10 protein-coding genes are annotated in these 9,734 nt (G+C 58.7%); all 10 read right to left on the bottom strand.

The genetic code is table 11. The features are described 5' to 3' along the window. Positions 1 to 17: 17 nt before the first annotated feature. Positions 18 to 1,832, bottom strand: a complete 1,815-nt coding sequence (gene aspS / locus ACIQ3A_RS11905) for an aspartate--tRNA ligase (RefSeq protein ID WP_396431950.1) — start codon at positions 1,830 to 1,832, stop codon at positions 18 to 20. Between the two features lie 50 nt (positions 1,833 to 1,882). Next, positions 1,883 to 2,557 (bottom strand): DUF502 domain-containing protein, encoded by a 675-nt coding sequence (locus ACIQ3A_RS11900; RefSeq protein WP_396431949.1) that lies wholly within the window; start codon positions 2,555 to 2,557, stop codon positions 1,883 to 1,885. 22 nt (positions 2,558 to 2,579) lie between these two features. Next, complete coding sequence (locus ACIQ3A_RS11895) at positions 2,580 to 2,933, bottom strand: FmdB family zinc ribbon protein (RefSeq protein ID WP_396431948.1); 354 nt, start codon at positions 2,931 to 2,933, stop codon at positions 2,580 to 2,582. 127 nt (positions 2,934 to 3,060) lie between these two features. Next, entirely contained in the window at positions 3,061 to 4,536 is a 1,476-nt protein-coding gene (locus ACIQ3A_RS11890) for a sodium:solute symporter family protein (protein WP_396431947.1), read from the bottom strand. A gap of 24 nt (positions 4,537 to 4,560) precedes the next feature. Continuing rightward, complete coding sequence (gene ubiB, locus ACIQ3A_RS11885; protein WP_396431946.1) at positions 4,561 to 6,138, bottom strand: ubiquinone biosynthesis regulatory protein kinase UbiB; 1,578 nt, start codon at positions 6,136 to 6,138, stop codon at positions 4,561 to 4,563. Beyond that, positions 6,135 to 6,554, bottom strand: a complete 420-nt coding sequence (locus ACIQ3A_RS11880) for a hypothetical protein (RefSeq protein WP_396431945.1) — start codon at positions 6,552 to 6,554, stop codon at positions 6,135 to 6,137. The genes ubiB and ACIQ3A_RS11880 overlap by 4 nt, the downstream gene beginning before the upstream one ends. A 189-nt stretch (positions 6,555 to 6,743) precedes the next feature. Then, a complete protein-coding gene (locus tag ACIQ3A_RS11875) occupies positions 6,744 to 7,733 on the bottom strand; it encodes a Tim44 domain-containing protein (RefSeq protein ID WP_396431944.1) in 990 nt (329 codons plus the stop codon). 39 nt (positions 7,734 to 7,772) lie between these two features. Further along, complete coding sequence (gene ubiE / locus ACIQ3A_RS11870) at positions 7,773 to 8,504, bottom strand: bifunctional demethylmenaquinone methyltransferase/2-methoxy-6-polyprenyl-1,4-benzoquinol methylase UbiE (protein ID WP_396431943.1); 732 nt, start codon at positions 8,502 to 8,504, stop codon at positions 7,773 to 7,775. Positions 8,505 to 8,514: 10 nt separating this feature from the next. Beyond that, positions 8,515 to 8,934: a gamma-butyrobetaine hydroxylase-like domain-containing protein gene (locus tag ACIQ3A_RS11865; protein WP_396431942.1), complete on the bottom strand. Its 420-nt coding sequence runs from the start codon at positions 8,932 to 8,934 to the stop codon at positions 8,515 to 8,517. A gap of 20 nt (positions 8,935 to 8,954) precedes the next feature. After that, on the bottom strand, positions 8,955 to 9,734 hold a 780-nt coding region (locus tag ACIQ3A_RS11860), incomplete at its 5' end, for a (Fe-S)-binding protein (protein WP_396431941.1).

Here is a 9,734-nt window from a genome sequence, read left to right as displayed (position 1 = left end):
GAGCGGTGCAGCGCCGATCAGGCTGCTTTGACGGCGTCTGGGGTGCGCAAGCGGATGTGCAATTCGCGCAACTGCTTTTCGTCCACAGGGCTGGGTGCCTGGGTCAACAGGCACTGGGCACGCTGTGTCTTGGGGAAAGCGATCACATCACGGATGGATTCGGCACCGGTCATCAGGGTCACAATGCGGTCCAGACCAAAGGCCAAGCCACCGTGGGGTGGGGCGCCGTATTGCAGGGCATCGAGCAAAAAGCCGAACTTGAGCTGGGCTTCTTCAGGGCTGATCTTCAAAGCGTCAAACACTTTTTGCTGCACGTCCGCGCGGTGGATACGCACCGAGCCACCGCCCATTTCCCAGCCGTTCAAGACCATGTCGTAGCCCTTGGAGATGCACTTCTCTGGGGCGGTGACCATCCAGTCTTCGTGGCCGTCTTTGGGGGCGGTGAAGGGGTGGTGCACGGCGGTGTAGCGCTGACTCTCTTCGTCGTATTCGAACATCGGAAAGTCCACCACCCACATCGGTGCCCAACGGTCCTCAAACAGGCCATTTTTCTTGCCGAACTCGCTGTGGCCGATCTTGATGCGCAAGGCGCCAATGGCATCGTTGACGATCTTTTCCTTGTCGGCACCGAAGAAGATCAGGTCGCCGTTTTGGGCGCCGCTGCGCTCCAGCACCGCATTCAGGGCGGTGTCGTGGATGTTTTTCACAATGGGTGACTGCAAGCCCTCACGGCCTTTGGACAGGTCGTTGACACGGATGTAGGCCAAGCCCTTGGCACCATAAATCTTGACGAACTCGGTGTAGGCGTCGATCTCGCCCCGGCTGATGCCACCACCTTCGACCGAGCCGTTGGGCACGCGCAGGGCGACCACACGTCCGCCTTTCATGTTGGCAGCGCCCGAGAACACCTTGAAGTCCACATCGCCCATGACATCGGTCACTTCGGTGAACTGAAGTTTGACGCGCAGGTCGGGCTTGTCGGAGCCGTAGATGTGCATGGCGTCTTGGTAGGTCATGACCGGGAATTCGCCCAAATCAACACCGATGGTTTTCTGGAACACGCGTTTGATCATGCTCTGGAACATGTCGCGGATTTCTTCCTCCGTCAAGAACGATGTTTCGATATCGATCTGGGTGAATTCGGGCTGGCGGTCAGCGCGAAGGTCTTCGTCGCGGAAGCACTTGGTGATCTGGTAATAACGGTCGTAGCCTGCCACCATCAACAGCTGCTTGAACAACTGGGGCGACTGAGGCAAAGCGAAGAAATGGCCATCGTGGACACGGCTGGGCACCAGATAATCACGGGCACCTTCGGGCGTGCTCTTGGTCAGCATGGGCGTTTCGATGTCGATGAAACCGTTTTCATCGAGGTACTTGCGCACCTCCATCGAGACCTTGTAGCGCAGCATCAGGTTGTTTTGCATGTACGGACGGCGCAAGTCCAGCACGCGGTGCGTGAGGCGGGTCGTCTCGGACAGGTTTTCTTCGTCGATCTGGAAGGGGGGCGTGACGGAGGGGTTGAGCACGATCAGCTCGTGGCACAACACCTCGATCTTGCCGCTTTTCATGTTGTCGTTGCTTGTGCCGTCTGGGCGGGTACGCACCACGCCTTTGATCTGCACACAAAACTCGTTGCGCACGTCTTCTGCCACTTTGAACATCTCTGGGCGATCCGGGTCGCACACCACCTGCACATAGCCTTCGCGATCGCGCAGGTCGATGAAGATCACGCCACCATGGTCACGGCGACGGTTGACCCAGCCGCACAGGCTCACGTTTTGACCGGTCAGGGCTTCGGTCACCAGACCGCAATAGTGGGAACGCATGGACATGTTGTTTTACTTTCAAGATTCGCAGAAACAGGGGCGAGAAGGCGCCAGGATCAAGCAGATGGCGGAAGCACCAGGGCCTTTGCCGGGGGTTTGGGAACAGGGGTACCGGGCACCACCACCCCCATGGAAATGATGTACTTGAGGGCGTCGTCAACGCTCATCTCGAGCTCGATTACATCGGCTGTGGGCATCATCAAGAAAAAGCCCGAGGTCGGGTTGGGTGTGGTGGGCACATAAACGCTCACCATGGGCTGGCCCAGGTGCTTGGCCACTTCACCGCCGGGCGTGCCGGTCAGAAAGGCGATGGTCCATGAACCCTGGCGCGGGTACTGCACCAGCAAAGCTTTGGAAAATGCATTGCCACTGCCCGAAAACAGGGTGTCTGCCACTTGCTTGACGCTGGTGTAAATGCTGCGCACCACCGGAATACGGTTCATGATGCCATGCCATTTGCGCAACCACCATTGGCCAAACATATTGGCCACAAACACCCCTGTTGCAAAAATGAACACGGCCACAATGGCGACGCCCAAACCGGGGATGCCCCGCAGGTACTCGGCGCTGGCATGAACCCCAGGAATCAAGGTGTCGGCCGCATGCAGCACCGCCAGAAAGATGGCATCGAGCATGCCGACCAACCACATGATCACCCAGACGGTGATGCCCATGGGCAGCCACACCAGCAAGCCGGTGACGAAATACTGTTTGAAGCTGCGGTGTTTCATGGGAGCGATCAATGTAAAAAGGTCAATGGCAGGCGCAAGATGGCGCACAGCCAGCCGCCGGGGCTGAAGCAGATGACTCGGTTGTGCCCGTGCTGGCAGCGGGGGTGCCAGAGCCGGCAGCGGGAGCGTCAGAGCTGGCCGGTGCAGCAGCATCTGTGGCCGCTGTCGCTGCCGCGGCAGCTGGCGCTGCGCCACTGCCCTTGAAGTCCGTGGCGTACCAGCCTGTGCCCTTGAGCTGGAAACCGGGGGCTGTGAGCTGCTTGCTGAATTTGGGGGCTCCGCAAGCCGGGCAGTCGGTCAGCGGCGCGTCGCTCATTTTTTGCAGAACATCCTTGGCATGGCCGCAGGCGTCGCACTTGTAGGCGTAAATGGGCATGTGAAGAGCCTTTGAAGGTGTTGCAAGAAAACCTTCAATTATAGGCTTGGCAGTGCCCTTCAAGTCCCGAAGCCCATTGCCGAACTCCTTGCCGCGCCCGCGTGACCCAGGGCGGCGGCTGAAGGGGTCAACGACTGGCGCTGTCTTGGGCCGCATGCCCCAAGGCGCTGGCCAAGGACTGACCACGGTTGGCAATCACGGTCGGGGCCAGAGAGCCCAGCAGCATGCCCACGATGGACGCCATCAAGCCCAGCAAGTTGGCCGGCACCAGGGTTCCGGGTGCCAGGAAGTTGAACACCAGCCAGGTGCCCACACCCAACACCACCGAGAACAAGGCCCCCTGCGTATTGGCCCGCCGCCAGAAGGCCCCGGCCACCAGCGGCACAAAGGCCCCGGTCAGGGTGACGTTGTAGGCGTTTTGCACCATCTCGTACATGGTGCTGGTGCTGTTGAGAGCAAACAGCAAGGCAAACGAAGTGAAGGTGACCAAGATGATGCGCAGCAGCAACAGGAACTGACGGTCGCTCATGTGGGGCACAAAGGGCTTGAGCACGTTCTCAGTGAAGGTGGCTGTGGGGGCCAGCAAGGCCCCACTGGCGGTAGACAGGATGGCCGAGAGCAAAGCGCCAAAGAACAAAATCTGCGCCCACATGGGCATTTTGCCCAGCACCAGATCGGGCAGGATGCGCTGGATAGTGCGGGCGTCTTCCGACTCGAACAAGGCCTTGAGCTCGGGGTGGGCGATCAGCGCCGCATAAGCGATGTACAGGGGAATGAAAGCGATCACAAAGTACATCAAGGCCCCGATGACGGTGCCACGCACCGCGGTTTTTTCGTCCTTGGCACTGGTCATGCGCTGAAACACGTCCTGCTGTGGGATGGAGCCAAATGCAAACGCAAAGAAAGCACCCGCCATGGCCCACCAGGCTGCGGCATCCATATCGGCCGGGAACATGTCGAACTTGCCATCGGCCGCCGCTTGCGCCACCACCTTGTCAAAACCCCCTGCATTGTCCCCCACCAGCAGGGCTACCAGAATCAGGCCCACCACGATCACCACGGTCTGGAACAAGTCCGTGAAGGCCACCGACCACATGCCGCCAAACACGGTATAGACCACCACCACGGCTGCGCCCATCATGATGGCGTAGTTAAGGTCAATGGACCCTGACGACAGCACATGGATGACCAGGCCCAGCGCCGTCAATTGCGCCGAGGTCCAGCCCAGGTAAGACAACACAATCGCCACACTGGTGAGCACTTCCACCGACTTGCCGTAGCGCACCTTGTAGAAGTCGCCAATGGTGAGCAGGTTCAAGCGGTAAAACAGATTGGCAAAGAGCAAGGCAGCCAACACCAGGCAGACGGTGGCACCAAAGGGGTCACCGGGGATACCGTTCAGGCCATCCTTGGCAAAGGTGGCCGATACCGACAAGACCGTCTCAGCCCCGAACCAGGTGGCAAACACGGTGGCCACGTTCATGTGAAGCGGCAAACTTCGACCCGCTACCAAGTAATCCTTGGCCCCATGGACCCGGCGTGCAGCCAACAAACCAATGCCGATGGTCACGGCCAAGTAAGCGATCACAAAAGTCAGCAGCACCTGCGGCTCCTTCAGATGTCAAATTCAGGTGAAAAGTTGCAGGTGCATGCCCACCTGCAAAACGAGCAAGGAGAACACAAAGCCCAGCCCGGTGTAAATCAGGGTTTGCAGCAACCTGTTGGTGCGCCGCTGCTCGGCCAGCAGCTGCTCGATCTGCCGTGCATCGTTTTGGCGCGGCTGCTTGAGGTAGTCGTGCAGCAAGCGCGGCAATTGCGGCAGCAGTTTGGCGTAAAGCGGGGCCTGGTCTTTCAATTGCTCCAACAATTTTTTGGGGCCAATTTGATCCAGCATCCACTTTTCGAGGAATGGCTTGGCCGTGCTCCACAAATCCAGTTCAGGGTCCAGTTGGCGACCCAGTCCTTCGATGTTGAGCAAGGTTTTTTGCAACAACACCAGCTGAGGCTGAATTTCCACCTGGAAGCGGCGCGAGGTCTGGAACAAACGCATCAGGACCATGCCCAGTGAGATTTCTTTCAAGGGCCGGTCAAAGTAAGGTTCGCACACCGCGCGAATGGCCGACTCGAGTTCGTCCACGCGGGTATCGGCAGGCACCCAGCCCGATTCGATGTGCAGCTCAGCCACGCGCTTGTAGTCGCGTCGGAAAAAGGCCGTGAAGTTTTGTGCCAGATACTCTTTGTCGTATTCGGTCAGTGTGCCCACAATGCCAAAGTCGAGCGAAATGTAGCGTCCGAAAGTTTCCGGTGCCAGACTGACCTGGATATTGCCCGGGTGCATGTCGGCGTGGAAAAACCCATCGCGAAACACCTGGGTAAAAAACAGCGTCACGCCGTCACGGGCCAGCTTGGGAATGTCCACGCCAGCGTCGCGCAGGCGATCTACTTGGCTGATCGGCAAGCCATTCATGCGCTCCATCACAATGACCTCGGGCTGGCAGAAGTCCCAGATCATTTCGGGAATCAGCACCAGATCCAAGCCCTGCATGTTGCGGCGCAACTGTGCGGCATTGGCCGCTTCACGCACCAGGTCGAGTTCATCGTTCAGGTATTTGTCGAATTCGGCCACCACCTCACGCGGTTTGAGGCGTTTGCCATCGGCGCTCAGGCTCTCGACCCAACCGGCCATCATGCGCATCAGGCTGAGGTCTTTCTGAATCACTGGCAGCATGTCCGGGCGCAACACCTTTATAGCCACTTCACGGACATGGCCTGTTTTACCCCGCAAGGTGGCAAAGTGCACCTGCGCAATGGAAGCGCTGGCCACGGGCTGGCGCTCAAAGGTTTCGAATATTTCGTCCACCGGTTTGCCAAAAGCACGCTCGATGGTGGCCACGGCAATGTCTGAACTGAAGGGAGGCACACGGTCTTGCAGTTTGGCAAGCTCTTCGGCGATGTCCCAAGGCAACAGATCACGCCGAGTGGACAGCACCTGACCGAACTTCACAAAAATAGGACCCAGACGCTCCAGGGCTTCTCGCAAGCGCACGGCGCGCGGTGAGCGCAGATCGCGGCCCACCGAAAGCACACGGGCCAGCATGCGAATCCAGGGTTTTTGAAAGCTCGACAGCACCAACTCGTCCAGGCCGTAGCGCAAGACAATGAAAACAATGAAGGCACCCCGTCCGAAGCGGCCCCAGCGCATCATGCTGCGCTACCGCGGCGAAGGTCGGCACCCGGTCGGCGTGCCACAAAGCCTCGCAAAGCCTCCAAGGCTTTGCGAGCTGTCTTAGCCAGGGTGTGGGCTGCGACATCGCCGATCAAGCGCGCAAGGTCTTCTTCGGCATCCCAGCGAACATGGTCGATCAACCAGTTGATTTCCGCGGCCAGTTGCACATCACCTTCAATGCGGACCTTGGGTTTGTCGCCACGTGCCAGAGACGAGGCGAGGGAGAGGGGCGATGCTTCTGTGACCGTCAAACGAAGGTCGAAGCCATCTAAACGACCACGCTCCAGCAGGCCTGCCGGGGTGGGGGTCAGCTGAAGCTGAACGCGTTCCCAGACCAGTTCAATGCGTTGACCTTTTTGTCTGGCCAAACGGGCCAGGGCCTCAGGTTCACTCATCAACACATGGTTGAGAAACAAAACAAGGCGGTTGATGGATTCGTCAACCACCCACGCAGGGGGTTGAAAGTCGGTTGCCAATCGGGTGGCCATTTGGGGCAGCGCCTGAGCGGCCCATGAAAAAGGGGACTGTGTTGCCATAGTCCCCGATTATTCCCGAAAGTACTGGCCCCCCAGTGGAGCCGGTCTTTATGTCAACGCTTGCACGCCAGCAACGAGCCAGCCACCACCTTGTTTGGATTTGGTCATGTTCCAGACTTCGCGGAAAGCGCTCGGGCCCGAGGCAGCGTCTTCGCGGATCATGCCGTTGAACTCGACGCTGGCCAAATAAGCATCGGCCTGCTCTTCAATGCCCAGGAGCTGGGCATCGAGCATGACCACTTCGGTCTTGTTGGGCTGACCAGGAAACTGGCTTTCGCGCTCGCTGAGTTGGTTGCGGATTTCCATGACCATGGTGTCGGTCATCATGGAGCGCAAAGCATCGATGTCGGAACGGTCCCAGGCATCTTGCAGGGTCACAAAATTGCGTTTGGCTGCGGTGATGAAGCTGTCCACATCAAAACCTGCAGGGATCCCCCAAGTTTGACTTCCGCCCAAGGCTGCTCCGATCATGGAGCCGTTGCTGGCATCGACTGACGAACTGTCAAAACGGGTGTTTTGCGATTCCCAAGGCCGGGCTGAAGCGTCATTACCGACTTTTTCAGGGTTGTACTGTTTCATGGAGGCGGGTTGGTCTGCCGTGGTGCCTGCGCCTTGGTAAGCGAAACCACCTTGGTTTCCGGCGGCCGCATTACGGCGTGAGCGCATGAACAGGCCAATGGCAGCCATCACGGCCACACCGATCAAAAGGAACATCAGGATGTTGCCAAAGGCTTCACCCATGCCCAGGGAGTGGGCCAGCCAAGCCAGACCCAAACCTGCGGCCAAACCACCCAGCATGGCACCCCAAGGTTTCTTGGGTGCGGCAGCTGCGGGCGCTGCTGCACCGGGCTTGGCGGCATTGGCAGGTGCTGCATTTTGGGCGGGTGCGGCAGGCGTTTGCGGCGCTGCATCACGCTTGGTGACCTGGTTCGATTGCTGGCCAACGGATTTACCACCGCCCATGCGGCGAGCGGCTTCTGCATTGAGGCTGCCCAAGGCCAATACGCCTGCGAGCATCAGTGTCATCAACTTGTTCATGGTGTCTCCAACTCAGGTCCGAAATTCAGTTTGTGGGCATCAACATTTGATACCTGCGTGCAAGGCTACCACCCCGGCCGACAAGTTGTGAAAATCCACATGGCCGAATCCGCTATTTTTCATAAGGCTTTTCAAATCCTCCTGCCCGGGGTGCATCCGGATGGATTCGGCCAAGTAACGGTAACTGTCGGCGTCACCTGCGACCAGCTGGCCCAGCTTGGGCAAAATATTGAAGCTGTACCAGTCGTAAACTTTTTCCAGCGGCTTGGCCACTTTGGAAAACTCCAACACCAGCAATTTCCCACCAGGCTTGAGCACACGGCACATTTCCTTCAGGGCCACATCCTTGTGCGTCATGTTTCGCAGGCCAAAGGCCACGCTGACCACATTGAAATGCTTGTCAGGAAAAGGCAGTTTCTCGGCGTCACACACCAGCGTGGGCAAGACCAGGCCATGGTCCACCAGGCGATCGCGTCCGGTGGACAACATGGCTTCGTTGATGTCGGTGTGGACCACGCGGCCCGTGGCCCCCACTTTTTTGGCAAAGGCCATCGACAAGTCGCCCGTGCCGCCTGCGATGTCCAGCACCTGGTCGCCCTCTTTCAGGTTGGCCACCTGCACGGTGTAAGCCTTCCAGACGCGGTGCAGCCCCATGGACATCAGGTCGTTCATGACATCGTATTTGGACGCTACCGAATCAAACACGCCACGGACGTGCCGGGCTTTTTCTTGTTCGTCGACGGTCTTGAAACCGAAATGCGTGCTGCTCATGGCTTGTCTCTCAATGCTTATGCCCACAACTGCCGCCCGCCGAGGCTTCGATCATGGGGGCGTCACGGCTCATGCCTGCGGCATGCAAACGGTCTTCATACTGTTTCCACAAGGCGTCTTGCTGGTCGCCCAGAAAGTACAGGTATTCCCAGGTGAACAGGCCCGACTCGTGCCCGTCAGAAAACGTGGGTTTGACCGCGTAGTTGCCGACCGGCTCGATCTCGGCAATCGTCACCTCGCGCTTGCCGGTTTGCAAAACTTCCTGACCTGGCCCATGGCCCTGCACCTCGGCCGAGGGCGAGTACACGCGCATCAGCTCAAAAGGGATTCGGAAATGCGCCCCATCGGCAAACCCGATTTCCAGCACCTTGGTCTGGCCGTGCACGGTCAGCGACTCGGGGTTGGGCATGTCTTTTTTCAATCCGGCCATGTTGAGCTTTCAGAGGGGGGTTAAACCAGCACGCGCTCAATGCCACCGGCATTGGCTGCGCTGACGTATTCGGGCATCCATTCTTCACCCAGGATGTGCTTGGCCATCTCGACGACGATGTAATCGGCCTCGAGCAGGCCGTTTTTCATGTCATCACCAAAGCGTGACAAGCCCTGCAAACAGCTGGGGCAGCTGGTCAGGATTTTGACGTTGGCCTGGGGTGCCAAGGCACCGCTGCTGCGCAAGGCGGCTTCGCCCTTGAGCAGCTCTTCTTCCTTGCGAAAGCGCACCTGGGTCGCGATGTCGGGGCGGGTGACGCCCAGCGTGCCCGACTCGCCGCAGCAACGCTTGCTCTCGATGACGTTGTCGCCCATCAAGGCCTTGACAGTTTTCATGGGCTCTTGCAACTTCATGGGGCTGTGGCAAGGGTCGTGGTAAAGATAGGCGCCACCAGCGTCCAACTTCATGCCTTTTTCGAGCAGAAATTCATGGATGTCGATGATGCGGCAACCAGGGAAGATTTTGTCAAATTGGTAGCCCTGCAACTGGTCATAACAAGTGCCGCAGCTCACCACCACGGTCTTGATGTCCAGGTAATTCAGCGTATTGGCCACCCGGTGAAACAGCACGCGGTTGTCGGTGATGATCTTTTCGGCCTTGTCAAACTGGCCTGAGCCTTTTTGAGGGTAACCGCAACACAGGTATCCGGGTGGCAACACCGTCTGCACCCCCACATGCCAGAGCATGGCCTGCGTGGCCAGGCCGACTTGGCTGAACAGCCGCTCGGAGCCACAACCGGG

The sequence above is a fragment of the Limnohabitans sp. genome (assembly GCF_044361985.1).
In the GTDB taxonomy this organism is placed as follows: domain Bacteria; phylum Pseudomonadota; class Gammaproteobacteria; order Burkholderiales; family Burkholderiaceae_C; genus Limnohabitans_A.
Note: the sequence above shows the minus strand (reverse complement) of the source record. Positions and strands in the feature narration are given on the sequence as shown.